At 66.5% G+C, this 26,253-nt stretch carries 25 protein-coding genes; 8 read left to right on the top strand and 17 right to left on the bottom strand.

Annotated elements, in window-relative coordinates; translation table 11 throughout:
• The coding region (locus tag VB777_RS10035) for a J domain-containing protein (RefSeq protein WP_323248674.1) at positions 1-269 on the bottom strand (269 nt) is incomplete at its 3' end.
• A gap of 85 nt (positions 270-354) precedes the next feature.
• Here VB777_RS10035 and VB777_RS10030 point away from each other — a divergent pair.
• Complete coding sequence (locus VB777_RS10030; RefSeq protein ID WP_323248672.1) at positions 355-1,182, top strand: 16S rRNA (guanine(527)-N(7))-methyltransferase RsmG; 828 nt, start codon at positions 355-357, stop codon at positions 1,180-1,182.
• 5 nt (positions 1,183-1,187) lie between these two features.
• Here VB777_RS10030 and VB777_RS10025 read toward each other — a convergent pair whose 3' ends face one another.
• The 6 genes from VB777_RS10025 to VB777_RS10000 form a co-directional block, all read right to left on the bottom strand.
• Positions 1,188-2,363, bottom strand: coding sequence for an aldo/keto reductase (locus VB777_RS10025; RefSeq protein ID WP_322758791.1), 1,176 nt, complete (start codon positions 2,361-2,363; stop codon positions 1,188-1,190).
• A gap of 93 nt (positions 2,364-2,456) precedes the next feature.
• Positions 2,457-2,855: a ferredoxin gene (locus VB777_RS10020; protein WP_322758406.1), complete on the bottom strand. Its 399-nt coding sequence runs from the start codon at positions 2,853-2,855 to the stop codon at positions 2,457-2,459.
• Positions 2,852-3,244 (bottom strand): DUF1257 domain-containing protein, encoded by a 393-nt coding sequence (locus tag VB777_RS10015; protein WP_197156880.1) that lies wholly within the window; start codon positions 3,242-3,244, stop codon positions 2,852-2,854. Before VB777_RS10015 ends, VB777_RS10020 begins: the two co-directional genes overlap by 4 nt.
• 18 nt (positions 3,245-3,262) lie before the next feature.
• The gene (locus VB777_RS10010; RefSeq protein ID WP_322758405.1) at positions 3,263-3,493 is read right to left on the bottom strand and encodes a DUF2997 domain-containing protein; all 231 of its coding nucleotides are present in this window, start codon (positions 3,491-3,493) and stop codon (positions 3,263-3,265) included.
• A gap of 42 nt (positions 3,494-3,535) precedes the next feature.
• The gene (locus VB777_RS10005) at positions 3,536-4,381 is read right to left on the bottom strand and encodes a HEAT repeat domain-containing protein (protein ID WP_197170615.1); all 846 of its coding nucleotides are present in this window, start codon (positions 4,379-4,381) and stop codon (positions 3,536-3,538) included.
• 25 nt (positions 4,382-4,406) lie between these two features.
• A complete protein-coding gene (locus VB777_RS10000; RefSeq protein WP_255518220.1) occupies positions 4,407-4,532 on the bottom strand; it encodes a hypothetical protein in 126 nt (41 codons plus the stop codon).
• 118 nt (positions 4,533-4,650) lie between these two features.
• On the opposite strand from VB777_RS10000, the gene VB777_RS09995 reads away from it, so the two are divergent.
• The gene (locus VB777_RS09995; protein ID WP_197156886.1) at positions 4,651-5,958 is read left to right on the top strand and encodes an AmpG family muropeptide MFS transporter; all 1,308 of its coding nucleotides are present in this window, start codon (positions 4,651-4,653) and stop codon (positions 5,956-5,958) included.
• A 24-nt stretch (positions 5,959-5,982) separates the two neighbouring features.
• On the opposite strand, the gene rlmN is transcribed toward VB777_RS09995, so the two are convergent.
• From rlmN to rpsT, 7 genes are all read right to left on the bottom strand, one after another.
• Positions 5,983-7,053, bottom strand: coding sequence for a 23S rRNA (adenine(2503)-C(2))-methyltransferase RlmN (gene rlmN / locus VB777_RS09990; protein ID WP_322758403.1), 1,071 nt, complete (start codon positions 7,051-7,053; stop codon positions 5,983-5,985).
• A complete protein-coding gene (locus VB777_RS09985; protein ID WP_197156890.1) occupies positions 7,053-7,211 on the bottom strand; it encodes a chlorophyll a/b-binding protein in 159 nt (52 codons plus the stop codon). Before VB777_RS09985 ends, rlmN begins: the two co-directional genes overlap by 1 nt.
• An 80-nt stretch (positions 7,212-7,291) precedes the next feature.
• Positions 7,292-11,386 carry a DNA-directed RNA polymerase subunit beta' gene (locus VB777_RS09980; protein ID WP_416238337.1) on the bottom strand — a complete coding sequence of 1,365 codons (4,095 nt, stop codon included), beginning with the start codon at positions 11,384-11,386 and terminating at the stop codon, positions 7,292-7,294.
• Positions 11,387-11,446: 60 nt separating this feature from the next.
• Positions 11,447-13,351: a DNA-directed RNA polymerase subunit gamma gene (locus VB777_RS09975; RefSeq protein ID WP_197156894.1), complete on the bottom strand. Its 1,905-nt coding sequence runs from the start codon at positions 13,349-13,351 to the stop codon at positions 11,447-11,449.
• Positions 13,352-13,397: 46 nt separating this feature from the next.
• Complete coding sequence (gene rpoB / locus VB777_RS09970) at positions 13,398-16,688, bottom strand: DNA-directed RNA polymerase subunit beta (protein WP_322758401.1); 3,291 nt, start codon at positions 16,686-16,688, stop codon at positions 13,398-13,400.
• 266 nt (positions 16,689-16,954) lie between these two features.
• Positions 16,955-17,749 (bottom strand): TatD family hydrolase, encoded by a 795-nt coding sequence (locus VB777_RS09965; RefSeq protein WP_197156897.1) that lies wholly within the window; start codon positions 17,747-17,749, stop codon positions 16,955-16,957.
• 45 nt (positions 17,750-17,794) lie between these two features.
• Positions 17,795-18,100: a 30S ribosomal protein S20 gene (rpsT, locus tag VB777_RS09960; RefSeq protein WP_197156899.1), complete on the bottom strand. Its 306-nt coding sequence runs from the start codon at positions 18,098-18,100 to the stop codon at positions 17,795-17,797.
• A 121-nt stretch (positions 18,101-18,221) separates the two neighbouring features.
• Between rpsT and hisD the strand changes: the two genes are divergently transcribed.
• Positions 18,222-19,559 carry a histidinol dehydrogenase gene (gene hisD / locus VB777_RS09955; protein WP_416238336.1) on the top strand — a complete coding sequence of 446 codons (1,338 nt, stop codon included), beginning with the start codon at positions 18,222-18,224 and terminating at the stop codon, positions 19,557-19,559.
• Positions 19,560-19,589: 30 nt separating this feature from the next.
• On the opposite strand, the gene rpiA is transcribed toward hisD, so the two are convergent.
• The 3 genes from rpiA to VB777_RS09940 form a co-directional block, all read right to left on the bottom strand.
• On the bottom strand, positions 19,590-20,303 hold the full coding sequence (gene rpiA / locus VB777_RS09950; protein WP_322758400.1) for a ribose-5-phosphate isomerase RpiA: 714 nt from the start codon (positions 20,301-20,303) through the stop codon (positions 19,590-19,592).
• Between the two features lie 64 nt (positions 20,304-20,367).
• A complete protein-coding gene (locus tag VB777_RS09945; RefSeq protein WP_197158892.1) occupies positions 20,368-21,492 on the bottom strand; it encodes a trypsin-like peptidase domain-containing protein in 1,125 nt (374 codons plus the stop codon).
• 101 nt (positions 21,493-21,593) lie between these two features.
• Positions 21,594-22,409 carry a metallophosphoesterase gene (locus VB777_RS09940; protein ID WP_323248668.1) on the bottom strand — a complete coding sequence of 272 codons (816 nt, stop codon included), beginning with the start codon at positions 22,407-22,409 and terminating at the stop codon, positions 21,594-21,596.
• Between the two features lie 162 nt (positions 22,410-22,571).
• Between VB777_RS09940 and VB777_RS09935 the strand changes: the two genes are divergently transcribed.
• From VB777_RS09935 to VB777_RS09915, 5 genes are all read left to right on the top strand, one after another.
• Positions 22,572-22,841, top strand: a complete 270-nt coding sequence (locus VB777_RS09935) for a hypothetical protein (RefSeq protein WP_197156905.1) — start codon at positions 22,572-22,574, stop codon at positions 22,839-22,841.
• Positions 22,842-22,967: 126 nt separating this feature from the next.
• On the top strand, positions 22,968-23,441 hold the full coding sequence (locus VB777_RS09930; RefSeq protein WP_323248666.1) for a ribosome assembly cofactor RimP: 474 nt from the start codon (positions 22,968-22,970) through the stop codon (positions 23,439-23,441).
• Positions 23,442-23,495: 54 nt separating this feature from the next.
• Positions 23,496-24,959 carry a transcription termination factor NusA gene (gene nusA, locus VB777_RS09925; protein WP_322758397.1) on the top strand — a complete coding sequence of 488 codons (1,464 nt, stop codon included), beginning with the start codon at positions 23,496-23,498 and terminating at the stop codon, positions 24,957-24,959.
• Complete coding sequence (locus tag VB777_RS09920) at positions 24,959-25,234, top strand: YlxR family protein (RefSeq protein ID WP_370594662.1); 276 nt, start codon at positions 24,959-24,961, stop codon at positions 25,232-25,234. The genes nusA and VB777_RS09920 overlap by 1 nt, the downstream gene beginning before the upstream one ends.
• Before the next feature lie 83 nt (positions 25,235-25,317).
• Positions 25,318-26,253: translation initiation factor IF-2 N-terminal domain-containing protein (locus VB777_RS09915; RefSeq protein WP_323248664.1), on the top strand; the 936-nt coding region annotated here is incomplete at its 3' end.

Genomic DNA, 26,253 nt, shown 5'->3' with positions numbered 1-26,253 from the left:
ACCGCCGCCAGGGCTGCGGCACGGCGCAGCTGGGCGTCGTAGGCCTGCCGGCGCTGCGGATCACTGAGCACGGCATAGGCCTCCTGCAGCCGCTGAAACGCGGCCGCGGCCTCAGCCGCGGGCAGGGTGGTGGTGTCGGGGTGGAAACGCTTGCTGAGATTGCGAAAGGATTGCCGCAGGTCCTGGGCGCTGGCGCCCGGATCCAGCTGCAGCAAGGCGTAATGGCTCGGCGTGGGCAGGAGGCTGGAAGGGGTCGTCGGGCTGGGCATGGCCCCAGGGCTTGGCCGCGGCCGCCACGGGGCTGCCGCCAGGATGTGGGGGATCCTAGGGAGAACAGTCCTGGATCCTCCGCCGATGCCGAGCCGGCCCGATGCCCCCCCCCCGGAGGATGCCGCCCCGGAGGATGCCACGGCCAGTGCACCTGCCGATACCGCTGCCGGTCCGGCGCTGTGGCAGGCCCTGGGTTGGCAGCCCACGCCGCTGCAGCAGCAGCAGTTCTCAGCGCTCCAGGAGCAGCTGCGCCTCTGGAACGGCCGGCTCAACCTCACCCGCCTGGTGGAGGGCGAAGACTTCTGGATCGCCCAGGTGTTCGACAGCCTCTGGCCCTTCCTGCCGCTGCTTGAGGCCGAGGCGGTCGCTGCCACTGACGCTTCACCCCTGGAGCTGATCGACGTGGGCACCGGCGGCGGCTTCCCGGGGCTGGCGGTGGCGATCGCCCTGCCCCGGGCCCGTCTCACCCTGGTGGATTCGGTGGGCCGCAAGGTGGAAGCGGTCCGGGCCATGGCAACGGCCCTGGGCCTGGGCGAGCGGGTGAACCTGCGCTGCGAGCGCATCGAGAAGACGGGTCAGGCGGCCGCCTGCCGCGGTCGTTTCGACTGGGCGATGGCCCGGGCCGTCGCCAGCGCGCCGGTGGTGGCCGAATACCTGGTGCCGCTGCTGCGCCCCAGCGGCCAGGCCCTGCTCTACCGCGGCCAATGGAGCAACGACGATCAGGCCGCCCTGGATCGGGCCCTGGTGCCGCTGCGGGCCCGTTGCGCCCTGAGCCAAGCCCGTGACCTGCCGGCCAGCCGCGGCATCCGCCACGCCCTGATCCTGACCCCCACCGGCCCCTGCCCCCGCACCTATCCGCGGGCGGTGGGACTGCCCAGCAAGCAGCCCCTGGGTACGGCCATCGCCCGCTGACGGGATCAGGGAACCGCCAGACGCTTGGTTGGCTGCCCCCCGACCCGCTGACGCAACTGGCGCAGCAGCTCGGGAATCCGCGCGGCCCAGGGGCTCTTGCCCAACACCGCCTGAAGCTCCTGTTCGCTGACGGCGTGATCGAGCTGATCGGCGTTCTCCCCAGGAAACCAGTGGCTGCCGTTGCCCAGCAGCCCATAGCGAGCCCGGGCGAAGCTCTCCAGATCCCAGGCTTCGAGCAGCTCGTACAGCCACAGCAGCACCGGCAGATTGATCTGGCCGGGGGTATGGGTCCAGTCCGGCAGGCCCTGGAACGCGGTGGCCAGCCAGGCCGCACCCAGGCGCTCGCGTCGTGCCGCCTGCAGGCGCTCCAGAATGGGTGGCAGCAGCTCGCCGGCCCGGGGCAACAGCTGCACCGCCTCCAGATGGAGATCCAGATCGGCCGGCCCTGCCGCCCCCACACTGATCGTGTGCACGCCGGGGTCAGCGAGGCAGAAGAGATCGTTGAACACGATCGGATGCAGTGGTTCGCAGAGCTCCAGCAGACGCGGCGACGGACTGTGCAGATGGCCGCCCTTGTCGGTGGGACTGATCACGAACACCCCCATGTCGTGGGCACGGGCCCGATCGATGGCGGGGCGATTGTCCTGGCGGATGAAGTACCAGTGCAGGTTGACGTAATCAAACTGATCGCTCTCGATCGCCGCCAGGATCAGCGGCAAGGGCGCATGGGTGGAGAAGCCCACCGACCCGATCCGGCCCTGCTGCTGCCAGCGGCGCACCACCTCCAGGCAGCCGCCGGGCCGCAGGGTCTGATCGAGATGCTCGGGCAGGTTGATGCCATGCACCGCCAGCAGATCGATGCGGCCGGGGCTGTGGGGATCGTCCAGCCCGAGACGCTGGAAGCTGCGCTCCAGCTCGGTTTCAAAGGCAACCGGATCCTCAGCGGGGGGCACCTTGGTCTGCAGAAGCCGATGGGGATCGCTGACCGAACCGAGCAGATCGCCCAATTGACGTTCGGAGGTGCCGTAATGGCGTGCGGTTTCGATGTGGTGCAGGCCCGCTGCCGCCGCCGTCTCCAGGGTGGCGCGCAGATTGGCCTGGCTGGCCGCGGTGATCGCATCGGCCGGTAGATCGCTCCAGCTCTGCTGGAAGCGCATCCCCCCCAGCGACAGCACCGGCATCGCCAGCTCGGTGCGGCCGAAACGGCGGCTGGGGATCGGGGAGAAGACGCTCAAAGAGACGGCAGGTCAGGCGAGGAGCTCAGACGGTTGATGTCAGCCAAGCGAGGAAAGGCGGCGCGGCAGGGTCCGCTTCAGCCGGGAGGAGGAGGGAAGCCCCAGGGGCTGAATGTCCTGCTGCTCAAGCTCGGCTTCCAGGGCCGGCAACCGCTCGTAGGCCACCCAGTGAATGCAATCCACCGGACAGGTCTCGATCGCCTCCTGAATCCGTTCGGTGCTGTCACCATCCTGGCGAATGGCACGGGAACGGCCCCAGTTGGGTTCCACCACGAAGGTGTTGGTGGCCACGTGGGTGCAGTAGCGGCAGCCGATGCAGACCGCTTCATCGACCCACACCGCCTGCTGGCGCAGAGCACCACCCAGCACCGGCTCAAGGCCACTGGGGGGGTCGACCTCTGTGGAAGCGGTGCGGAAGGCGAGAGCCGGGTCGCTCACCCGTCCCAACGGGTCACGACCAGCTCGATGGAACCATCGACCTGACTGGTCTGCTCACTCACCTGGAACCCCTCTTCAGCGGTGGCGGCCAGGATGCTGCGCAGGGCATAGCGCTGCTGCAACTGAGCGAGGAAGCGCTCCACCGGAATCGGCTGCTTCCAGAGATCCAGATCCGTCACCAGTTCATAGCTGCCGGCCTCAGCATTCCAGCGGAAGCCGATATCAGCACCACTGCTCTGGGACACGGCCAGATCGGCCGTCACGGTCTGGCCGCGATAGCCACGGACCGGCCGCTCGCCCTCGGCCGGGGCATGGCCCAGATCGGTGAGGGCAGCAACCAGCGCCTGGCGGTCGCGCAGCTCGGTTTTGACAGTGCTGAAGTGAGACATGGTTGAGCTGAACGCAGATCAGGCGAAGGTGGAGCCGAGCTGTTCGAGGGACTGGGACTGGCTGGCGATGGCCCCCTGGGAGACCCCGGACTGAAAGGCCTCAGCCGTGGGGCGGCGCTGCTGCACCGAACCGAGGCGCGCCTCGATCCGCTCGGTGAGTTGCTGGCAGCCTTCACCCTGGATTCCTTCCACCGTCTCCTCGACCCGACCATCGGGCCGGATGCGGAAACGGATGGTCCGTTGTGCCATCCCAGATCCAAAAGGGTTGCTGGATGTTAGCGGTGATTCCGCTCAGCTGAGCAGGCCCTCCTCCACCAGGGTCTGCAGCCGTTCCAGCACATCCGGCTGCTCCAACTGCTCGAGGGCGATCCGCGCCTCGTCCCGCACGCTCGATTCACCGTCTTCGAGCATGGTGTGCAGCAGGGTCTGCACCACGTCCTGCTGGCGGGGTTCCACCAGTTCCGGATAGAGGCGACCCAGGGCCCAGGCGCTGTTGCTGCGCACGGCGGGTTCACTGTCGATCCGCAGGCTCTGCAGTAGCTGGGCCGCCGCGGGATCGGCCTTGGCTGGCCCTGTGCTGCCCGCGTCCGCCAGGGAACTGGCCGCCCAGAGCCGCACCGCCGCCACGTCCACCTGCAGGGCTCGGATCAGGGGATTGAGAATCGGCGCCTCGGGGTAATTGCCCAGACTCCAGGCCACCGCCTTGCGGACATAGCCGTTGTCGTCGCCGGAGAGCAGACCCAGCAGGGGCTCCACGGCCAGAGGATGGGGATTGCGCCCGAGGGCATAGACCGCACTCATGCGCACGATCGGGCAGCTGGCACCCAGCAGAGGCAGCAGCAGGGGGTTGGAGCGCGGATCGCGATGCTCACAGAAGATCCGCAGACCCTGCATGCGCTGGTCGTGGCTGCCCTGCAGCAGCTCCAGACCGGCATCGCATTCGGCCGCCACATCGAACGATTCCGGCCCGAGGCTGTCGAGCTCATCGAGCGGGTCACCGAGCAGTTCCTCCGCCAGCTCGCGGGCCAGCACATCCGGATCAAGGGCCAGCTCGGGCGGACTGAGCCACTGGGGGGGCGTGGCGCCAGGCTCGGCCTGAGGGTCACGCGGATCGGAGGGCTGATGGTCTTCGCTCATGGCGGCGGTCCCGTCGGCGAGGAGATCAGAGGAGCGGAGCCGGGGCCGCCATGTCCCCGGGCAACCAGATGCGCGCACTCACCGCGACCAGGGCCAGGCCGAAGAGCAGCACGATCGCCGCCGGCAGCAGGGTAGAGCGAAAAAATTGCACGGAATCCAGACTTTGCATCCCATTGTGACGGCCCAGGGTGACGGGCCTTGGTGGCGGCACACCCGAAGGCTGCCCCTAGGGTTCGCCCACTCGCCCCGCACTGATGGCGTCTGAACGGATGGCGTCTGAGCCGGCAGCGACCCCTGGCCCCGCGCAGCACCGAGAGACAGACGGCACCGTCCGCCGCCTCGTGGCCGTGAGCGCCGAGGGTGTGGCCAGCGGCGCCCCGTTGATGGTGGGCAGCAAGCTGCTGCAGGGCTGGCTCACCGCCAGCGGCGTCCCCCTGGCGCTGATCGGCCTGATTCCGCTGGCGGAACTGCCGTACACGCTGAAGCTGTTCTGGGCGCCCCTGCTCGACCGCTGGCCGATCCCCTGGCCCGACCGGCGGCGGGGCTGGCTGCTGCTGATGCAGGTGATGCTGGTGGCGGTGATCGCCGCCATGGCGCTGCTTCGGCCCAGCACCGACCCGGCCAGCCTCACGGCCATCGGCATCGCAGCGCTGGTACTGGCGATCTGCAGCGCCACCCAGGACATTGCCGTGGATGCCTACCGCACTGACCTGCTGCCGGAACACGAGCGCGGGCCGGGCGCTGCCGCAGCGGCTTTGGGCTACCGGGCCGCCATGCTGGCCATCGGCGCCGGAGGGTTTCTGCTGGCAGGCCGCTACGGCTGGCCCGCCGCGTTCCTGGCCGCCGCCGCACTGGTGGGGGCGGTGATTCCGTTCACGCTCACGGCACCGAAGCTCAGACCGGTGGATCATGCCGTGACCAGCCTGCGCCAGGCCGTGCTGGGCCCGGCGCGGGAGTTCGTGCGCCGGGCCGGACCAGGCCGCACCTGGCAACTGCTGCTGTTGGTGCTGCTCTACCGCTGGCCCGATGGCCTGCTGAGCGCCATGGCGATTCCCTTTCTGCAGCTGCGGGGCTTCAGCGAGGCGGAGATCGGCCTGGTGCAGGGCGGCTGGGCGATCGGCGCCACCATCGTGGGCACGGTGCTGGGCGGGGCCCTGTTCGCCTGGCTGGGCATGAACCGCTCCCTGTGGCTGTTCGCCCTGGCCGGAGCCCTGGGCAACCTCAGCTACTGGGCCCTGGCGCGCTTCGGCGGCGGCTTCGCCGGACTGATCGCGGCGGTGAGCCTGGAGAACGTCAGCGGCGGCATGGTGGGCGCCGTGTTCGTGGCTCTGCTGATGAGCCTCTGCAATCCGCGCTTTTCCGCCACCCAGTACGCCTTGCTTTCAGGCGTCTATGCCATGAGCCGCTCGATCCTCTCGGCACCGGCGGGCGTGGTGGCGGAGCGGGTGGGCTGGCCCGGTTTCTTCCTGTTCACGGTGGCGGCGGCCGTGCCGGCCTTTCTGCTGCTGGCGCGCCTGGCACCCTGGAACGAAGCGGAAGCTCGCGGCGCCTTCGATCCGGCCAAGGATCCCACCTGACCGGTCTGGACAGGCTGCTGACCTTCAGGCCGGCGTGAGGCGTCGGCGCAGCTGGCCGCAGGCCGCATCCTGATCCAGGCCCCGGCTGGCCCGCACACTCACGGCCACATGCCGCTCCTGCAACGCGCGCCGGAAGGCCTCCACCCGCTCAGGGCTGGGGCGCTGGAAGTCCTCCTCCTCAATCGGGTTGTAGGGAATCAGATTCACGTGGCTCTGGAACCCCCGCAGCCGCTGGGCCAGGGTCGCCGCCTGACGGGGGTGATCATTGAGACCACCGAGCAGGATGTATTCGAAACTCACCCGCCGGCCGGTGATCGCCACGTAGTGGCGGCAATCCTCCAGCAACGTCTCGATCGGGTAGGCATGGGCGGTGGGGATCAACTCCTCCCGCAGCCGCTGATCCGGTGCATGCAGGCTCACGGCCAAGGTGAACTGGGCCCGGCCCAAGCGCTCCAGAGCCCGTTCGGCCAGAGTCGGCAGCGTGCGCGGCACACCCACCGTGCTCACGGTGATCTGACGCTGGGCCATGCCCAGATCGCGGCAGAGACAATCGATGGCCGCCAGCACAGCGTCCGTGTTGAGCAGCGGTTCGCCCATGCCCATGAACACCACATGGCTGGGGCGCAGATCCATCGCCTGGCGCACACTCAGCACCTGATCCACGATCTCGTTCACGGCCAGGGAGCGTTGCAGGCCGCCCTTTCCCGTGGCGCAGAAGCGGCAGGCCATCGGGCAGCCCACCTGGCTGCTGACACACACCGTGAGGCGCCCCTCCGCCGGAATTCCAACGGTTTCCAGGCTGAGGCCGTCGGCGGTGCCCAGCAGCAATTTGGTGGTGCCGTCGCGGGCGACGCTGCGGTGCAGCTCGCTGGAGCGACCGATCCAGTCAGAGGAACCCTCTGGTGGCACGGCGGCCAGGCTGTCGCGCCAGGCCTTCGGCAGCGCCGAGACATCCGAGAGACGCCGGGCTCCCTTGGCATAGATCCAGTCGTGCAGCTGCCGGCCACGGAAGGCTGGCTGGCCCTGGGATTGCGCCCACGACTCCAGCTCCGCCAGCCCCATCCCCAGCAGAGGCACAGCCGCCGAGCTCGCCATCAGGGGGTCACCAGCAGCCCATGCCCCAGAAACCATTCCACACCCAGCAATGCCATGAAACCGAGCATGGCGAGGCGGCCATGCAGCCTCTCGTTATGGGTGTGAAAGCCGAAGCGCGGCAATCGACGCTGGGGAACCGGAGTGGCGGTGGCGGTCATGGCGAAAGCAGCAGAACGTCAGAACGGCAGTCCGGCGCCGACCGCAGGGGGGTGCGGAAGATCGACGCCGGATCCAGACCTCAATCGTCGCTCAGCAGGCCCTCCTCCTGCAGACCCTCGACGGCATCGGGGTCAGGGATCAACTCCTCCTGCAGGCCATCGTCTGCCCCGGGGCGCGTGAAGGCGGCATAACTGCTGCCCTCGATGCCATGACGGCTGCGGGTGGCTTCGAGATCCGCATCGGAGGGATCGTCGAGCACCGCGGTGGAACTGGCCGGTGAGGGGAGTTCCACCGTGTAATCGGGGCGGAGGTTCTGCATGCGGCGGTAGCTGGCGTTCTCCTCCTCAAGGATGTCGGGATGGGGGCCCGCCTCAGCGCGCAGCTCCTCTTCGAAGCCGCCGAAGCCGGTGCCCGCAGGGATCAGGCGACCGATGATCACGTTCTCCTTGAGTCCCCGCAGCCAGTCGCTCTTGCCCTCGATCGCCGCCTCGGTCAGCACCCGGGTGGTTTCCTGGAAGGAGGCCGCCGAGATGAAGCTGTCGGTGTTGAGCGAGGCCTTGGTGATCCCCAGCAGCACCGGTGTGAACTCGGAAGGAGCACCCCCGGTGATCGCCATGGCCGAATTGACCTGCTCCACCTGACGCAACTCGATCAGTTCGCCGGGCAGCAGGGTGGTATCGCCCGCGTCCTCGATCCGCACCTTGCTGGTCATCTGCCGCACGATCACCTCGATGTGCTTGTCATCGATCGAGACGCCCTGGCTCTTGTAGACGTTCTGCACTTCCTGCACCATGCGGTATTGCAGTTGTGAGATCGCCTCCTGAGCCGCCTCCATGGTGGGTTTGCGGCTGCGGCGATCTTCGAAGAAGCACTCCAGCAGCTCGTGGGGGTTGATCGGACCATCGGTGAGCAGCTCACCGGCCGTCACCTGCTGGCCATCGCTGACCATCACGTTGCGGCCCAGCAGGATCGGGTACTCGGTGATGGCGTCATCGGCCTCGATCACCGACACCGTGATCGAATCATCGTCGTCACCCTGCTTGATCTGAACCGTGCCGTTCTTGCGGCAGAGCACGGCGGAATCCCGCGGGCGCCGCGCCTCGAGCAATTCTTCGATCCGCGGCAGACCCTGCACGATGTCGCCGGTCTTCTGACGTTCGAACACCAGCAGGGCAAGGCCGTCCCCACGCTGCACCAGCTCACCGTCACGCACGTGCAGCACCGAATCGGGCGAGACCATGTAGGGACGCCCCAGACGGATGGTCACAACGCCGCCCTCGATCTCCTCCACCTGGCCGCAGCAGGGAGCAACGAGGCCCTCAGCCAGAACATCGCCATCCACAACCCGCTGTCCAATGGCCACCTGGGGAGCAGCGGACCCGAGGGGGATGGAATGGGTGTCGCCTTCGCGCTCCACGATCAAGCGACGCACCGGCTCGTCAGCCTGCAGTTCAGGCAGCTGGACCACGCCGTCGTACTTGCAGAGGATCTGGGTGGTTGCCACCACATCACCGCTCTTGACAGAATCGCCGTCCTGCACCTGCAGCTCAGTGTGGGTGGAGCCATGGCTGGCATCTGACAGGGTGTCGCGGCGGACCAGCAGGGATTCGAGAATCACCAGCTGCAGCCGTTCGATCGTCTTGGCCCGTTTGTCGGGCACAACCTCCACGTCCACCGTCATCTGGGGTGTCGTGTCGAAGGTGTCGAGAATCAGCTGGGTGCGCAGCAACTCCACACCCTCGACGCTCTTGATCAACTCACCATCCTTGAAGGTGAGACGTTGCGTGGCCTTGAGCCCCAGGGAGGGACCACCACTCTGCTTGACCGAGCCAAGATCGGGCAGATGGGCCTCATCAGGGATGGTGTATTCCTCCACCGGACGAAGCAGCAGGGCGCCACCCTCAGGCGTATCGACCGTCTCGACAAACACCATGGCCTCGGCCTTGAGGGACGGTGCAATCTCTTCGCCAGGATTGACCAGTTTGCCCTCGCCGAAACGGCTGAGCACTTTGCTGTCGGACACCAGATGCAGGGTGCCGGAGCGAACAATGATCTCCCGCAGAATGTCGTTCTTCTGCGTCACCGTTACAATACCGGCGGTCTGGCTGAAGATGTCCTTGACCACCTCCGTTCCAGCTTCGATCCACTGGCCGTCTTCAATCATCAACAAGGAGATGTCTTTGTTGATTTCATGGGTCTCCTGCGGGATCCACAGCAGCGTGCCACCCTTGCTCACCTCATAGCCATTCTTGGCACTGCGAGCCTTCTTGATCGACAGGCCGGGGGCATACTTCACCAGGCCGCCGGTCTGGGTGCGGAATCGGTCATCCGCCAGCTCGGCAATCACCTCACCGGCACCGATCTTGCTGCCAGGAGCTGTCTTGAGCAGATAGCGGCTGTTGTCCTTGCCATCGAGATACCAGGTTTCACCCGAGTGGTTGGACTCACCAACCAGCTTGCAGTCGCGCAGGGTGAGGCTGGCCGTCACAATCTGCACTTCACGGGAATCTCCAGCCGACTCCCGCAGCCGCACGGCACCGCCGTACTCACTGACCAGACGACTCTCCGCCAGCACCTCACCTGTCACCACCGGCTTGACACCCTGAACCACCGGCTGGGCATTGGGAGGAAGGTTATAGACATCACCACTGAACACCCAGAGCCGACCCAGGCGGGTGGCCTTGAGGGTGATGTTTCCCTGGCGGTCAGTGACCTCCTTGGGCTGAATCACATCCTCGTAACGCACCTGGCCGGCCAGGTCGCAGATCACATCCTTGGTGGCCTTCTCGACGCTCTTCTTGGTGGTGGCACCGGAAGAGATCTGGGCCAGCATCGTGTCGGCGGGGGTGACGGCGCCATCGGCAACGAACAGCAGCGAACCGCTGCTGATGTCCAGCTTCTGAACTTTGCCCTTGCCCGTCGGTTTCACCGTCAGGGTGAAATCGGTTTCGGCAATCTGCGCTTCGACGCCGTGGGGCGTGCGGAACCCACGCACGCGCGCTTTGGATCCGAACTCGACCACACCCTCCACCAATGAGCGCACCACGCCGGTTTCAGCGGTGGACACACCACCGGTGTGGAACGTCCGCATCGTGAGCTGGGTGCCCGGCTCACCAATCGACTGGGCCGCGATGATGCCGACGGCTTCACCCAGGTCGACCAGTTCGTTGTGCGCCAGGGCCCAGCCATAGCACTTGCGGCAGACAGAACGTGAGGCTTCACAGGTGAGCGGCGAACGCACCACCACGGAGCGCACCCCCGCAGCCTCGATCCGCTTCGAGGTCGGAGGATCGATTTCACCATCGCGATCCACCAGAATCTCACCATTGGCATCCACCACCGGCTCCCCGGCGAGGCGACCCGTGAGCTTGGGACCGAAGCGGCCCTTCTCATCGGCCTCAATCACGATCCCGCGGGTGGTTCCGCAATCGTCTTCCCGGACAATCACATCCTGGGCCACATCCACCAGACGGCGGGTGAGATAGCCGGAATCTGCGGTGCGCAGGGCCGTATCCACCAGACCCTTGCGGGCCCCGTAGGAGGAGATCACATATTCGGTGACCGTGAGCCCCTCACGGAAGTTGGTGCGGATCGGCAGGTCGATGATCTCCCCCTGGGGGTTGGCCATCAGGCCGCGCATGCCGACCAACTGACGCACCTGGGACATGTTGCCCCGGGCGCCGGAGTTGGCCATCATCCACACCGAATTGAGCGGATGATTCTCATCGAAGTTCCGCTTGACGGAGTTGACGAGACGCTCGTTGGTTTCGGTCCAGGTGTCGATCACCTTGGTGTGACGCTCCACCTCGGTGATCTCACCCAGGCGATAGCGCTCCTCTGTTTCGGTGATCTGCTGCTCTGCCTCTCGCAGCAGCTGCGGCTTGTCGTCCGGAACCTGCAGGTCGTCGACCGAGATCGACACGGCGGCCTGGGTGGCGTAGTGGAAACCAAGGTCCTTGAGCTCGTCGGCCATAGCCGCCGTAGCGGCGGTGCCATGGTTCTTGTAGGCCCAGGCCACCAGGTTGCGGAGGGCCTTCTTGTCTATCACGCGGTTGCGGAACGGCGGCGCCATCTTGCTCAGCGGCGCGTTGCGGCCCTCGGCTGTGAGGGTGGGCTCAACAACCGCAGCGGCTTTGGCCTTGGATTTGCTGGATTTGGACGAGGTGGCGGTCATGGCAGCGCGCGCTGGAGAAAAACGAAAAGAGAAAGAAAGACTGTTCTGCTCTGCCGAAACTCAGGCGGCAGCCACCGCATCGATGATGGTGTGATTGATCACAACACGACCCACCGTGGTGAGCAGATAGCGGCTGATCAAGGCGCCGTCTTCATCGAAACGATCGCGGCGATACTTCCACTGCTCGATGCGGGTCCCGTCGCTGAGGGTCTCCTCCTGCAAGGGAGCGCTCTCCTCATCGTCGCTCTCCACCTCACCGGAGAACCGCACCCAGACCCAGTCATGCAGGGTGAGGTGCTTCTCCTCAAAAGCGGCAATCACATCGTCGAGGCTGGCGAAGCTGCGGCGGCGATCGCCAAACGCAGGCTTGTCGTAGTCGGGCTTGACGGCCGTGAGGTAGTAGGCGCCGAGCACCATGTCCTGGGAGGGGGTGATGATCGGCTCACCCGTGGCCGGCGAGAGGATGTTGTTGCTTGCCAGCATCAACATGCGAGCTTCCGTCTGGGCCTCAATCGCCAGGGGCACGTGCACGGCCATCTGGTCACCGTCAAAGTCGGCGTTGAAGGCGGGGCAGACCAGCGGGTGCAACTGAATCGCACGCCCATCGACCAGCTTCGGCTCGAAGGCCTGAATGCCGAGACGGTGCAGCGTCGGGGCCCGGTTGAGCAGGATCGGATGGCCTTCAATCACCTCCTGAAGCACCTGCATCACCTCATCATCGGCACGCGCAATCAGCTTCTTGGCGGCCTTGATGTTGTTGACGATGTTCTGACGGATCAGGCGATGGATCACGAAGGGCTGAAACAGCTCGATCGCCATCTCCTTGGGCAGACCGCACTGATGCATCTTGAGCTTGGGGCCCACCACAATCACGGAACGACCGGAGTAGTCGACCCGCTTGCCGAGCAGGTTCTGACGGAAGCGGCCCTGCTTGCCCTCGATGATGTCGCTCAGCGACTTCAGGGCACGGTTGTTGGCCCCCACCACGGTGCGGCCTCGGCGGCCGTTATCGATCAGAGCATCAACGGCTTCCTGCAGCATCCGCTTTTCATTGCGGACGATGATCTCAGGAGCCAGGATCTCCTGCAGACGGCCTAACCGGTTGTTGCGGTTGATGACGCGACGATAGAGATCGTTCAGGTCGGAGGTAGCAAAGCGACCCCCATCGAGCTGCACCATCGGACGCAGATCGGGCGGGATCACTGGGATCACATCCAGCACCATCCAGTCGGGCTTGGCACCGGTGGCGATGAAGTTGTCGATCACCCGCAGGCGCTTGATCAGTTTGGCCCGCTTCTGACCCTTGCTGGCGGCGATATCCTCGCGCAGCTGCTCAGCGATCACGGGCAGATCAAGGTCTTCGAGCAGTTGCTTGAGGGCCTCGGCGCCGATCCCCACCTGGGGCTCGTTCTCGATCTCCGAATCCTCGGCGTAAATCTGATCTTCGATTTCAAGCCACTCATCCTCGGTGAGTAACTGCTTGTAGGTGAGATCCTTGTGATCGCCCTTGTCGAGCACCACGTAGCAGTTGAAGTAGACGATCTGCTCCACATCCCGCAGGGGCATGTCGAGCAGAATCGCCACGTAGCTGGGGATTCCCTTCAAATACCACACATGCGAGACAGGAGCCGCCAGCTTGATGAAGCCCATGCGATGACGCCGCACGCGGCTCTCGGTCACCTCGACACCGCAACGCTCGCAGACGATGCCGCGGTGCCGCACGCGCTTGTACTTGCCGCAGTGACACTCCCAGTCCTTCGACGGGCCGAAGATCTTCTCGCAGAACAAGCCGTCCATCTCCGGCTTGAGCGTGCGGTAGTTGATCGTTTCCGGCTTGGTCACCTCACCCACCACCTGACCGTTGGGCAGCGTGCGCTGCCCCCACTGCATGATCCGCTCGGGGGAAGCGAGCGTGATCTTGACGTAGTCGAAGTGATTCTCGGTGCGGAGGTTGCTGTTGGACATGGGCTTGGAGCGCGCGGAGGTCGAAGGGAACGGAACGGATCAGCGATCAGTCGTCGTCGTAGTCCGCGACGCCGAGGGATTCGTAGGTGGGACGGCTGGGGGTGCTGCGGCGTGGATTGACGTCCTGCATCAGATCCACCTCCTCACCGGCATCGGTGTAGACGGCGATGTCGAGCCCCAGGGACTGGAGTTCGCGCATCAGCACCTTGAACGACTCGGGCGTGCCAGGCCGGGGGATCGGCTTGCCCTTGACGATGGCGTTGAGGGCCTCGTTGCGGCCCTGCATGTCGTCGGACTTGACAGTGAGCAGTTCCTGCAGGGTGTAGGCGGCGCCGTAGGCCTCCAGGGCCCAGACCTCCATCTCGCCAAGGCGCTGGCCACCCTGCTGCGCCTTGCCGCCCAGGGGCTGCTGGGTCACCAGGGAGTAAGGGCCGGTCGAACGGGCGTGGATCTTGTCATCGACCAGGTGGACCAGCTTGAGAATATGGGCGAAGCCCACCGTGACCGGCTGATCAAACGGCTCGCCGGTGCGGCCATCGACCAGCTGGATCTTGCCGGGGTTCTCAGGGTCGTAGACCCAATCCTTGCCTGGAAGCGCCTTCGCCGTTTCCAGGAAGGCCTGCACGGTCTGCTTCGACATCTCGGGGCCGTGCATCTCATCAAAGGGCACCACCTTCACCCGTGACTCCAGGTGGGACGCCGCCCAGCCCATCAGGCACTCGAACACCTGACCGACGTTCATCCGGCTCGGCACACCCAGGGGGTTGAGCACGATGTCGATCGGCGTGCCATCGGGCAGGTAGGGCATATCTTCCCGCGGCAGGATGCGGCTGATGATGCCCTTGTTGCCGTGGCGGCCGGCCATCTTGTCGCCCACCTGGATCTTGCGGCGCTGCGCCACATAGACCCGCACCACCATGTTGGCGCCCGGCGGCAGTTCATCACCCTGCTCCCGGGTGTAGATGCGCACGTCAACGACGCGGCCGCGCTCGGTGCTGGGCACCCGCAGGGAGTTGTCGCGCACATCACGGGCTTTCTCGCCAAAGATGGCGCGCAGTAGTTTCTCCTCGGGGGGCTGATCGGATTCGCCCTTGGGCGTCACCTTGCCCACCAGGATGTCGCCACTCTCGACGTAGGCACCGATGCGGATGATGCCCATCTCATCGAGGTTGCCGAGGCTCTCCTCGGCAACATTGGGAATCTCGCGGGTGATTTCCTCGGGACCGAGCTTGGTCTGGCGAGCTTCAATCTCGTACTTCTCGATGTGCACCGAGGTGTAGAGATCTTCCTGCACGAGGCGATCACTCACCAGGATGGCATCCTCGTAGTTGTATCCCTCCCAGGGCATGTAAGCGATCAACACATTCTGACCCAGGGCGATTTCACCGCCTTCGCAGGCCGATCCATCGGCCAGCACCTGACCGGCAATCACCGGATCGCCCAACTTCACAATCGGCCGCTGGTTGAGGCAGGTGTCCTGGTTGGAACGCTGGTATTTCTGCAGATAGTGGGTGTGATCCACACCGAATTCATCGCGGATCACGATCGCAGTGGCATCCACGAACGAAACCGTGCCATTCACCTTGGTGATCGGCACCATGCCGGAGTCGCGGGCCACCTGCGTTTCCAGACCGGTGCCCACCAAGGGGCGCTCCGGACGCAGCAGCGGCACGGCCTGCCGTTGCATGTTCGAACCCATCAGGGCACGGTTGGCGTCGTCGTGCTCGAGGAAGGGAATCAACGAGGTGGCGACCGAAATCACCTGCACCGGCGAAAGCTGGACATAGTCCACCTGCTCGGGAGGCACCTTTTCAAAGTCCTGGCGGTAGCGCACCGGCACCAGTTCGGCGGTGATCAGACCGGTGGAGTCGGTCGGAACATCGCCAGGGGCAACGCGGCACTCATCCTCGAGGTCGGCGGAGAGGTAGATCGGATCGCCCTGCTTGAGCACGATGCCCTCTTCCACCTTCCAGAAAGGCGTTTCGATGAAGCCGTACTCATTCACCCGGGCGTGGGTGGCGAGCGAGCCGATCAGGCCGGCATTCGGGCCTTCCGGCGTTTCGATCGGACAGATGCGGCCGTAGTGAGAAGGGTGAATGTCGCGTACGGCGAAACCGGCCCGCTCCCGGGTGAGGCCCCCTGGACCGAGGGCGCTGATGCGCCGCTTGTGGGTGAGCTCCGCCAGGGGATTGGTCTGATCCATGAACTGGCTCAGCTGACTGGAGCCGAAGAACTCCTTGATCGCCGCCACCAGGGGCTTGGGGTTCACCAGCTGGGCCGGGGTGAGCGATTCGGTCTCACCGACCGTCATGCGTTCCTTGATGATCCGCTCCAGGCGGTTGAGGCCCACACGCACCTGGTTCTGCAGGAGCTCACCCACCGAGCGCACCCGGCGATTGCCGAGGTGATCGATGTCGTCAAGGCTGGCGCCACCGACATCAAGTTCCAGGTTGATCAGGTAATCGATCGTGCTGAGCACATCCTCGGGCGTGAGGGTGCGAGTCGCATCAGGAATCGTGAGGCGGAGTTTCTTGTTGATCTTGTAGCGACCGACCCGGCCGAGGTCGTAGCGCTTCGGATCGAAGAAACGGCTGTGCAGCAGCTGCTGACCGCCGCTGACGGAGGGGGGCTCACCGGGCCGCAGCTTCTTGTAGAGCTCCAGCAGGGCCTGATCTTCCGAGGCGATGCCCTCGTCGTTGGCCGCCTCGATCGACTTCTGGTAATACTCCGGGTGCCGCAGCTTGTCGAGCACATCGTTGTCCGACAGGCCGATGGCACGCATCAGCACGTGGGCGTTGATCTTGCGGGTCTTGTCGACACGCACGTGCAGCAGGTCGTTCTTGTCGGTCTCGAACTTCAGCCAGGCACCGCGGTTGGGGATCAGGCTGGCGTTGAAGGTCTTGCGGCCGTTCTTGTCCTGCTCATCCTTGAAATAGACCCCGGGCGACCGCACGATCTGGTTGACGATCACGCGCTCAGCGCCATTGATGATGAACGTGCCACGCTCGGTCATCAGAGGCAGTTCACCGATGAACACCTCCTGCTCCTTGATCTCGCCGGTCTCCTTATTGACCAGGCGGCAGGTCACATACATCTGTGACGCGAAGGTGGCGTCGCGGCGCTTGGCCTCCTCGACGTCGTGGCGCGGACGCTTGAGTCGGTACTCGCTACCGATGAAGTGAAGCTCCAGCTTGCCGGTGTAATCGGTGATCGGAGAGAAGCTCTCGAGCTCTTCGATCAGCCCCTTCTCCAGGAACCATTTGAAGCTCGCCCGCTGTACCTCCACCAGATCAGGGAGATAAGTGGCGGTCTTGGCGACCTGGATCGCGCTGCTCATGCGGTGGACCTGCAGGAACGGTGGGGTAGAAGATGGGCTCGGTGGAACGGCCAACGGCTGTGGACGCCGTTGGAGGATTGCCACCGATTGGGCTTGAGGGGTTGGGGTGCAGCTGAGGCCGGTGAGCCAGTGCTGGAGAATTCCGACATGCGAACAGCCGCTCCTGGGTCCAGGAACGGCCGCCGCTGCCGGCTCTCTTTACGGGACTCGCTTCACGGCTGCAGGCGTCGGCAAAGGAGCGCTTCCGCTACCAAGGCAATAAAAAATCATACACTGTCAAGCCCAAGTCCAAACAAGCGTGCTGCGTTGGCACTGCTGGTCTGGGCCACCTGCTCGAGGCTCTCGCCCCTGAGCTCGGCAACCCTGGCGGCCACGGCCGCCACGAAGGCGGGTTCGTTCCGCTTGCCTCGCCTTGGCACGGGGGCCAGGAACGGACAATCGGTCTCGACCAGAAAACGATCGGCGGGCACCGCCCGAGCGCAGGCATGGGTGGCTTCGGCCTTGGGGAAGGTGACCGTGCCGCTGAAGCTGATGAACAGACCGAGCTCCAGAAAACCGGCCATCTCCTCAGGGGTTCCGCCCCAGCAGTGCATCACCCCACGGGGGCAACGCTGATCGGAGGCGCGATCGCGCAACAGATCGAGCATGGGCTCGGCCGCATCACGGCAGTGGATGATCACCGGCAGATCCAGCTCCACCGCCAGGTCCAGCTGGGGTACAAGAACCGCCAGCTGCTCGTCGAGATTCCGGACCCGGAACAGATCCAGACCCAGTTCGCCGATGGCCACAACCCGGGGATCGTCGATGGCGGCCTGACGCAGCACCCTGGCGGTATCGGACTGCCAGTGCTCCGTATCCAGAGGATGGACACCCACGGAATAGCGGAGCTCGGGGAAACGGTCCGCCAAGGCACGGATCGCCGGGATCTCCGAGGGCTCAACGCAGGCATGGACCAGGCGCCGAACTCCGGCGTCACGCCAGCGCTGGGCCACGAGATCGATGTCGTCGTCGAAGTTTCGAAAAACGATGTGGCAATGGCTATCGACCAGGGTCGCCGGCATGGGGCCTTGCAGAGGGACTGGGGTGATCGACCGGAAACGGCCGGATCAGCCGACAGCAGCGGCAGGCTCGATCGCCTTCTTGACAGCGGCGCTGATGCGCGACTTCTGATGGGCACCGGTGTTGCGGTGCAGCACACCACACTTCACGGCCTTGTCGATCTTGCTGAAGGCGGCGTTCATGCTGGTCTGAACCACGTCCTTGGCCTGATCGCCCGGCTCCTGCGCATAGCTGCTGCAGGCGGTGAAGCAGCGCTTCATCAGGGTCCGCAGAGCCGACTTGTAGGTGCGGTTCCGCTGGCGGTTGCGCTCCGCGATCTCGATGCGCTTCTTCGACGACTTGTTATTGGCCACAGGCGTACTGGCGCGGATTCGGCAAACGAGGATCCTACCGTTCGGCCCATCACCCCCCCGACGAGCCGAGCACTAGCGTGCTTACAACCTCTGCAGCGCCGGTCCTCCGCGCCTCCGCCCCGTGGTTGCCTCCGCCCCTGCCGCCGCCCCCGACCGCGCCCAAGGTCCGTTGCGACTGACGGTGCTCCACGATGCGACGGCGGCGCGGGAGCGGCTGGAGGCGATCGCCGAACGCACCAGCGGCAGCCGCCTGCTGCAGGAACAGCAGCGGGTGGAAGAAATCCTCGAGCAGGTGCGCCGCCAGGGCGACCAGGCGCTGCTGGAGCTGACCGAACGCTTCGATGGCATCCGCCCCGACCCGCTGCGGATTGCGCCGGAGCGCCTGGCGCAGGCCTGGCAGGAATGCCCGAGCCAGCTGCAGGACGCGCTCACCCTGGCGCACCAGCGCATCCTCGCTTTCCACGAGCGCCAGAAGCCAGAGGATCTGGCCGTGACCGGCCCCCACGGCGAGCAGCTCGGGCGCCGCTGGCGACCGGTCGAGCGGGCAGGGCTGTACGTGCCCGGCGGGCGGGCCTCCTACCCCAGCACCGTGCTGATGAACGCCGTGCCGGCTCGGGTTGCCGGCGTGGAGCGGCTTGTGATGGTGACCCCACCGGGCCCCGGCGGCGAACCGAACGCCACCGTGCTCGCCGCGGCCCATCTGGCTGGGGTGACGGAGGTGTATCGGATCGGCGGCGCCCAGGCCGTGGCGGCCCTGGCCTACGGCACCGAAACGATCCCCCGGGTGGATGTGATCAGCGGCCCGGGCAATCTCTACGTGACCCTGGCCAAGAAGGCGGTCTACGGGCGGGTCTCGATCGATTCGCTGGCCGGCCCCAGCGAGGTGCTGGTGATCGCCGATCACACCGCCCGAGCCGAGCAGGTGGCCGCCGATCTGATGGCCCAGGCCGAACACGATCCCCTGGCCGCCGCCATCCTGCTCACCACCAGCGCCGAACTGGCCGCGGCCATGCCGGCGGCCCTGGAGGCCCAGCTGGCTGGCCACCCGCGGGCCGCCATCACCCGCAGCGCCCTGGAAGACTGGGGTCTGATCGTGCTCTGCGCCGATCTCGAGGAGGCGGCGGCCCTGAGTGATCGCTTCGCGCCGGAGCACCTGGAGCTGCTGGTCCACGACCCCCAGTCCCTCGCCAATCGGATCCGCCATGCCGGCGCCATCTTCCTGGGTCCCTGGAGCCCCGAAGCCGTTGGCGATTACCTGGCCGGTCCCAACCACACCCTGCCCACCTCCGGCACCGCCCGCTTCGCCGGTGCCCTGAGCGTGGAGACCTTCCTGCGCCACACCAGCCTGATCCACTTCAACCGCGCAGCACTGGAGGCCACGGGCGCGGCGGTGATCACCCTGGCCGAAAGCGAGGGCCTGCATAGCCATGCCGAGTCGGTGCGGCGGCGACTGGGCTGAGCCCCTGGGCGCCGCCGCAGGCCCGAGGCTTCAGCGCTTCACCAGATCCCGCACACCGGGCACGCCATCGACGATCTCGCCCACCAGCACCTGATCGGTGAGGTTCACGAACAGGCCGTTCTCGAGCACGCCAGGCAGGTTGTTGATCTCCCTCTCGAGACCGAGCGGATCGGTGATCCCGCCGGCAAACGCCGCATCGAGCACGAGATTGCCCTGATCGGTCACCACCGGCCCGGCCTTGCGGACGGCCATGCGCAACTCCGCTGTGGCTCCCAGCGTGATCAGCTCAGCCTGGACCTGCCGCCAGGCACCAGGCAGCACCTCCACCGGCAGCAGAAAGCCCAGGTTGAGGGTCTCCACCAACTTGGTGGCATCCACCACCACCACGAAGCGATCGGCACGGCGGGCCACCAGTTTCTCCTGCACGTGACAGGCACCACCACCCTTGATCAGCTGGAAGGAGGGATCGACCTCGTCGGCTCCGTCGATCGCCAGATCGATGCGCTCGATCGCATTGAGGCTTCTGAGCGGAATCCCCAGTTCCGCCGCCAGCACCTCGCCCTGGAACGACGTGGTCACCCCCACGATGTCCCTCAGCTCACCCTGCTGGAGCTTGGCTCCAAGGGCTCGGATCATCAGGGCTGCGGTGGAACCGGAACCCAGCCCCAGCACCATGCCGTCCTGGATCTGCTCGACTGCAGCCTCAGCCACGGCCTGCTTCATGCGGTCCTGCAGATCGGCCATGCCCTATGCAATCGGAGGGCCGTGACCGTAGCAATGGACCCAACGGAAGCCTGCAGGAAGCCCCTCAGCCAGCCATCGGCAGGGCGGCCGGACGGATCGAGAGCTTGAGCTCCCGCTGTCCCCGCAGCACCTTGAGGGGAAGCGGCTCGCCCACGGCGGCATGTTCCACCAGCTGCAGCAGCACCGACGGGCTGGCGATCGCCTGCTCACCGGCCGCCACCACCAGATCGCCGCGATGCAGGCCGGCCGCCTCCGCCGGACTGTCCGGCAGCACCCGCTGCACCAGGGCACCATCCCGTTCGGGCAACTGCACCAGGGCATCGGGATCGCGATTGTTCTCGCGGGCCCTCCGGGCCGTGAGCGGCACCAACTGCAGACCCAGATAGGGGTGCACGACCTGGCCACCGCCGGCCAGCTGGTCCGACACCCGCTTGGCCAGGTTGATCGGGATGGCGAAGCCCAGGCCAGCGCCCGGTCCGGAACGCACCAGGGTGTTGATGCCGATCACCTCACCGGCGGCGTTGATCAGCGGACCACCGGAGTTGCCGGGGTTGATGGCGGCGTCGGTCTGGATCAGATCGAGGCGCTTGTCGGCAAAACCGAGGCTGTTGATGTCGCGGTGCAGGCTGCTGACAATCCCAAGAGTCACGGTGCGCTCCAGGCCATAGGGGCTTCCCAGCGCAATGGCCCAGTCGCCCACCTCCAGGGCCTCGGAATCCCCCAGAGGGGCCGCCTGCAGCCCGCCACCGCGGGCGATCCGCACCAGGGCCAGATCGGTGACCGGATCGGTGCCCACCACGGTGGCGTCCAGCTGGCGACCGCTGGCCAGGGTGACCTCCACCGCATCGACCTGGTCCACCACGTGGGCGTTGGTGAGCACGAGGCCCTGGGAGGCCTCGATCACCACGCCGGAGCCCTGGCCCCGTTCACGCATGCTGCCGGCAGGGTCGCCGAACAGTTCCCGCAGAAACGGATCGAGCAGGGCCGGATCAAAGGGCTGGCGCGCCACGGTGCGCTCGGTATCGATCCGGACCACCGCCGGAGCCACGCGGCGGGCTGCCTCCGCCACGAAGCTGTGGGGAGTCGGCTGGGGGGCTGAAACCGCCAGGGTCTCGGAAGCCAGAGGGGCTGGCTCCAGCGACCAGGCTGGTGCGAGCGGCAGCAGCAGAGCCGCCAGCAGCACCAGCATCGCCAGCAGGGGCTGCCTCCATCGAGGCAAGCAGGGACCCGGCGCACGCGACGTGGGCGTCACAAAGCGTTCCAGCGTGGACAGACGGTGGGAAGCAAGCATCAGCCGACCCTAGGCACCACCGCCGGCGCCCAGCGCAGCAAGCGCTGCCGCAGGCCGGTCGGAGAGAGCGTGAGCAGCCTCCCGCCCGGGTCCTGAGCCCGGCCCTGAGGGCAGGCCTGCACCGCCGGGAAGGAGCAGAGGCTGGACGGACAGCCCAGCAGCGGCACCGCCGCACGACCCGGCAGGTGGCCGAGCCAGTGCTGGTGGATGTGGCCGAACACCACAGCCTGCAGAGCTGCGGCGTCCGCCAGGAGATCAAGCAGCTCGGGACCATCGACCAGGGCGATCGCATCCATACCGGGATCACCGATCGGCACCGGTGGGTGATGCAGCGCCACCAGCAGGGGTTCGGCGGCAGTGCCGACCGCCAGCCGGTCCCTCAGCCAGGCGAGCTGCCGCGGGCCCAGCCGGCCCGCCAGCTGGCCGGGCCAATGGCTGTCGAGGAGCAACAGGCGAGCACCGGCAAGCCGCAGCTCCGCCGGGGCGATCCAGGCCTGGCGCCCCAGGGCCGCGCGCAGCAGCTGGGGATGATCGTGGTTGCCAGGCAACAGGGCCAGCTGGGGCCGTCCAGGCCCCGGGCAGACGGCCCCGAGCTGATCGCGCAGGTTGATGTAGCCGCCCCAGCTCTCGTCCTGGCAGAGATCGCCGCTGATCAGCAGCACATCAGGACGCTCCCCGCCGAACTCGCCGACCGATCCACCGGCGCCAAGGGTCTGGTCCAGGGCCTGCCGCAACTGTGCCAGTGGCTGGCGGGCGCGATAGCAACCGGCCGGATCGGCCAGCAGATGGGGATCGCTCAGCTGCAGGACACGCAAGGCAAGAGGGGGCGCCCGGACACAGCCGTGCAGCGCAGCGCTAAGGGGAATCCACTCTGCCGCCGAATCTGCCGGACCCGGCAGGGCTCGGTGGCAAATGGGCACGGCCGCGCCCCATCACGGCGCGATCGGCTTAAGTTGCCGCGAGTGTTTTCGCCGGCCATGGCTCCCATTCCTCCCGGCAGTCGTCAGCGCTGCACCCTCTGCCAGGTGGAGATCCAGGGCATGGTCGGAGGCAACGACCTGGTGCATTTCAGCCAGGGAGCACCCGGCAGCCGCGCCAAACTCTGGGCCCGGGTCTGCCAGTACCTGCGCACTCCGGAACAGTGCTCCCAGTGCCTCAACCAGGACGCGACGCGGCGCGGTGAGGTTGTCGCCAGCGACTACTACGCCGAAGCGCCGGAGATCGATCTCAGCAATCCCCTAGGGTGAATGACTGCACTGCCCGCCGGGCAGGACCCGTTGCCGCCGAGCGCCGTCAGGCGAGGGCAGTGGCGGGGCAGTTCCAGAACTGCGAGGCCCGGCGGCCATGCACGCCGACGCCCGCAGCCCTGAGCCTTGCCCCATCCGCTGATTCCTGATCTGCTGCAGCTCGCCGCCCCAGTGGCCTCCACCCTGGCGCTGGAGGTGCGGGAGGTGCAGCTCCACACCCATCGGATCCCCCTCACCCTGCAGGTGGTGGTGCAGCGATCCGATGGCGCCGACATCAACCTCGATGAGTGCGCCGGCCTGAGCGGACCGCTGGGCGAGGCGATCGAGGCCTCCGGGCTGCTGACCGAGGCCTATGTTCTGGAGATCACCAGTCCCGGCATCGGCGAAGACCTCCACGAGGATCGGGATTTCCGCAGCTTTCGAGGCTTTCCCGTGGAGGTCAGTTTCCATGACCCCAAAGGGCTTCGCACCAGCCTGGAGGGGTTGTTGCTGGAACGGGACGCCACGGATGTACGCCTCAATCAGCGGGGCCGCACCGTGCGCATCCCCCGCGACGCTGTGATTCGCGTCCGCCTGATCACTCCAGACGGCAGCGCCTGAGCCCCCGCGCTTCCGGTTCGTCTTCCCCCTTCCCCATCCACCACCGATTCGTCCATGGCCCTCGTCCTGCTCCCCGGTCTGAACAACCTGATCGAGGACATCAGCGAAGAGAAGAAACTTGCCCCCCAGGTGGTGGAGGCCGCTCTGAGGGAGGCCCTGCTGAAGGGCTATGAGCGCTACCGCCGCACCCTCTACCTGGGCATCAGCGAGGATCCGTTCGAAGAGGACTACTTCAGCAATTTCGACGTCTCGCTCGACCTCGATGAGGAGGGCTACCGGGTGCTGGCCAGCAAGATCATCGTGGAGGAGGTCGAGAGCGACGACCATCAGATCGCCTACGAAGAGGTCTGCCAGGTGGCCCCGGACGCCCAGGTGGGGGACACGGTGGTCCTGGATGTGACTCCTGAGAAGGACGACTTCGGCCGCATGGCCGCCGCCACCACCAAGCAGGTGCTGGCCCAGAAGCTGCGGGATCAGCAGCGCCGCATGATCCAGGAGGAGTTCGCCGATCTGGAGGATCCGGTGCTCACCGCCCGGGTGATCCGCTTCGAGCGCCAGAGCGTGATCATGGCCGTGAGCAGCGGGCTGGGCAGGCCCGAAGTGGAGGCGGAACTGCCGCGCCGTGACCAGTTGCCCAACGACAACTACCGCGCCAACGCCACCTTCAAGGTGTTTCTCAAGGAGGTGAGCGAGGTGCCCCGCCGTGGCCCGCAGCTGTTCGTCAGCCGCTCCAACGCCGGTCTGGTGGTGTATCTGTTCGAGAACGAAGTCCCTGAGATCCAGGAGGGATCGGTACGGATCGTGGCCGTGGCCCGCGAGGCCAACCCCCCTTCCCGATCGGTCGGTCCCCGCACCAAGGTGGCGGTGGACAGCGTCGAACGCGAGGTGGATCCGGTCGGAGCCTGCATCGGAGCCCGCGGCTCCCGCATCCAGCAGGTGGTCAACGAACTGCGCGGCGAAAAGATCGACGTGATCCGCTGGTCTCCCGATCCGGGTCAGTACCTCGCCAACTCCCTCAGCCCGGCACGGGTGGACATGGTGCGGCTGGTGGATCCCGATGGACGCCACGCCCATGTCCTGGTTCCCCCGGACCAGCTCAGCCTGGCCATCGGCCGCGAAGGGCAGAATGTGCGCCTGGCCGCCCGACTGACCGGCTGGAAGATCGATATCAAGAACGCCGCCGAATACGACCAGGCCAGCGAAGACGAGAAGGTGGCCGAACTGATCGCCCTGCGTCAGGAAGAGGAAGCTCTTCAATCGGAAGCGGAAGCTCGCCTGGCCGCTGAGCAGGCCGCCCGCGCCGAGGAGGACGCCCGCCTGCGCGAGCTCTATCCCCTGCCCGAGGACGAGGAGATGCTGGAGGGTGATGACGGCAGCGAAGCTGAGTTGGCTGAACCAGAGCCGGCTGAAGCCGATGTCCCGGCTGAGGCGACTGCCAGCGACACGGAATCCCTGGCCGACACGGAATCCCTGGCCGACCCTGAACCCGCCGCGGCCGACGAGGATGGAACCCGGTGATGGCGCGACCCGTTCTGCGCCGCTGCGTGGCCTGTGGAGAGCTGTTCAACCGTGAACAGCTCTGGCGGGTGATCCGGCTGGCGCAGGGCGGAATCGGACTGGACAGGGGCATGGGCCGCTCGGCCTACCTCTGCCCCAGCCGCAGTTGCCTGGACGAGGCGAAACGGCGCAAGCGGCTGCAACGGGCGCTGCGCACCCAGGTTGCAGATTCCATCATCGCCACGCTCAACCAGCGTCTGCGCGACGACGACGCGACCACCTCTGAGGCAAGATGAACCGTGGCCGCAGCATGGATGCGGCCCGGTGGCACCCGTTGTCCCGACTGGCGGCCGGACGGCCCCGACCCTTGGAGACCTGAATGACCAGCAGCGGCAAAGTCAGAATTTATGAGCTGTCCCGGGACCTGGGCCTGGAGAACAAGGACGTGCTCGATGCCGCCGAAAAATTGTCCATCGCCGTGAAGAGCCACAGCAGCTCGATCAGCGACGACGAGGCCATCCGCATCCGGACCCTGATCAAGGGCAACGGCTCCGGAGCGACCCCAGCTGCCCCGGCAGCGCCCGCCAAGGCCATTCTTTCCGTGAAGAAAGCCGCAGCCGACACCCAACCCCAGCCCCCCGCCGTGGCTCCCAGCAAGCCCGCCGCGCCCGCCCGCCCGGTGACCGCCGCTCCTCCCAGCCCGAGCCAGCCGTCCGCTGCGCCCTCGCGGCCGTCGGCACCGTCGAAACCGGCCGCAACCTCGCAGACGGCAGCGCCCAGTCGCCCAGCGCCAGTGAAACCCAGTCGGCCGGCAACGCCTCCAACCGTCATTGCCACCAAGCCGGCCGCCCCTGAAAAGCCGGCCGCCAAACCTGCTCCAGTGATTGCCAAGCCGGCTCCGGTGGCGGCCAAACCCGCCACCATGCCTGCCAAACCTGCATCCCGTCCAGGTCCGGGTAAGCCCTCGGCTGGCCCCGTCAAGCCCCCGGCACCGGTTCGTCCTGCCGCCGTCGTCAAGCCCCCGGCACCGGTCAAGCCTGCTGCCGCTCCGCCACCCCGGAAACCCGAGGCGCCAGCACCGGCGCGTCCCGACGCCAACGTCCGCCCCACATCACCGCGGCCTGCGATGCCGCAGCGCCCCGGCCAACCCCAACGCAGCCCCGGCGGCCAACCGGCACGTCCAGCCGGAAAGCCTCAGCTGGTGGGTCGCCCGCAGAGCGGCCAGTCCACCCCAACCCCCGCCGGAAGCGGCCGTCCGGCGGCGCCACCGGTGAGCCGTCCCACAGCCACGGGGCCACGGCCCGGGGCACCACAG

This window comes from Synechococcus sp. CCY9202, assembly GCF_034931685.1.
Lineage (GTDB): Bacteria > Cyanobacteriota > Cyanobacteriia > PCC-6307 > Cyanobiaceae > CBW1002.
This window is presented reverse-complemented; position numbering and strand designations above follow the sequence as displayed.

Coding starts and splice junctions, on each gene's coding strand:
- VB777_RS10030 (WP_323248672.1), top strand. CDS start 355: ATGCCGAGCCGGCCCGATGCCCCCCCCCCGGAGGATGCCGCCCCGGAG.
- VB777_RS10025 (WP_322758791.1), bottom strand. CDS start 2,363: ATGCCGGTGCTGTCGCTGGGGGGGATGCGCTTCCAGCAGAGCTGGAGC.
- VB777_RS10015 (WP_197156880.1), bottom strand. CDS start 3,244: ATGTCTCACTTCAGCACTGTCAAAACCGAGCTGCGCGACCGCCAGGCG.
- VB777_RS10010 (WP_322758405.1), bottom strand. CDS start 3,493: ATGGCACAACGGACCATCCGTTTCCGCATCCGGCCCGATGGTCGGGTC.
- VB777_RS10005 (WP_197170615.1), bottom strand. CDS start 4,381: ATGAGCGAAGACCATCAGCCCTCCGATCCGCGTGACCCTCAGGCCGAG.
- VB777_RS09995 (WP_197156886.1), top strand. CDS start 4,651: ATGGCGTCTGAGCCGGCAGCGACCCCTGGCCCCGCGCAGCACCGAGAG.
- rlmN (WP_322758403.1), bottom strand. CDS start 7,053: ATGGCGAGCTCGGCGGCTGTGCCTCTGCTGGGGATGGGGCTGGCGGAG.
- VB777_RS09985 (WP_197156890.1), bottom strand. CDS start 7,211: ATGACCGCCACCGCCACTCCGGTTCCCCAGCGTCGATTGCCGCGCTTC.
- VB777_RS09980 (WP_416238337.1), bottom strand. CDS start 11,386: ATGACCGCCACCTCGTCCAAATCCAGCAAATCCAAGGCCAAAGCCGCT.
- VB777_RS09975 (WP_197156894.1), bottom strand. CDS start 13,351: ATGTCCAACAGCAACCTCCGCACCGAGAATCACTTCGACTACGTCAAG.
- rpoB (WP_322758401.1), bottom strand. CDS start 16,688: ATGAGCAGCGCGATCCAGGTCGCCAAGACCGCCACTTATCTCCCTGAT.
- VB777_RS09965 (WP_197156897.1), bottom strand. CDS start 17,749: ATGCCGGCGACCCTGGTCGATAGCCATTGCCACATCGTTTTTCGAAAC.
- rpiA (WP_322758400.1), bottom strand. CDS start 20,303: ATGGCCGATCTGCAGGACCGCATGAAGCAGGCCGTGGCTGAGGCTGCA.
- VB777_RS09945 (WP_197158892.1), bottom strand. CDS start 21,492: ATGCTGGTGCTGCTGGCGGCTCTGCTGCTGCCGCTCGCACCAGCCTGG.
- VB777_RS09935 (WP_197156905.1), top strand. CDS start 22,572: ATGGCTCCCATTCCTCCCGGCAGTCGTCAGCGCTGCACCCTCTGCCAG.
- nusA (WP_322758397.1), top strand. CDS start 23,496: ATGGCCCTCGTCCTGCTCCCCGGTCTGAACAACCTGATCGAGGACATC.
- VB777_RS09920 (WP_370594662.1), top strand. CDS start 24,959: ATGGCGCGACCCGTTCTGCGCCGCTGCGTGGCCTGTGGAGAGCTGTTC.